Origin of the sequence: Spiroplasma sp. ald, from assembly GCF_044714355.1 — a bacterium.
In the GTDB taxonomy this organism is placed as follows: Bacteria; Bacillota_I; Bacilli_A; order Mycoplasmatales; family Mycoplasmataceae; genus Spiroplasma; species Spiroplasma phoeniceum.
This window is the reverse complement of the sequence record NZ_RXFY01000188.1, coordinates 1-813: the sequence shown is the minus strand read 5'-3', so window position 1 is coordinate 813 and position 813 is coordinate 1. Positions and strand designations below refer to the sequence as shown.

Annotated in this window: 1 protein-coding gene; it reads left to right on the top strand. The window is 25.5% G+C overall.

Annotation, left to right across the window (positions count from 1 at the left end):
* Positions 1-440: 440 nt before the first annotated feature.
* Positions 441-680, top strand: a complete 240-nt coding sequence (locus EHU54_RS06050) for a hypothetical protein (protein WP_400249499.1) — start codon at positions 441-443, stop codon at positions 678-680.
* The last annotated feature ends 133 nt before the right edge of the window (positions 681-813 follow it).

The window sequence follows — 813 nt, the reverse complement described above, 5'->3', positions numbered from 1 at the left end:
CTATAATTTCTATTTTAAATATATTTTATAGGAATTTTAAAATAACTAGGTTATGCAAGAAGTCTAATTAAACTAAACAAAACCATTGAACCACTAATATAACAAAAATTTATTAGAAAAAATACAAACTTTTTCATTAGGCATCGTGTACGATGAAGCTCCAAAAAACAACTCTTGTTAAATAAAAGGGTTGTTTTTTATTTATAAAACCAAATTATTTATTGATTCAGAGAAAGGACAACACCTTAAATTCTTAAAATAGAAACTTTTTATCACAACTTTTGTTAACTTTTTAAAAGTTGTATTACACATTTATTAAATATCTTAGAAATATTTACAAAGTGTACCTGTTTTTCTCCTAATTTAAGGTGTTGTCCTTTCTCTGTTTCAGTTAATTAATTTGCTAATAAAAAAACTTAATAAAAAGGAAGGAGTAAGTAATGACAATTAATAAACAACAACAAATTTGTGATATTGATAACTGCTATAAAGCAGTATCATTCATTACCGAAGAATTTTTATCAAATAAACTTTTATGAACTTGTGAAAAACATAAAGATTTATTGAATAAAGTAAAAGATAAAAAACAAAAGCGGTTTTATAAACGCTTAGAAAATTCAAAAATTATATTTGATGATGAAACTGGGTTTTTAAAACTTAAATTTTATAAAACAATTTAATGCAGTGTGGGACGGTTATTTTAAATAACTAAGTGTTTTTATTCCACAGGAGGCGGTCTAGCCCAGCGGTAATCAGCCCGGAAATAATAGACGCTTTAACAAGCGATAGTCGTGATAAGTCCAAGGTTAATAT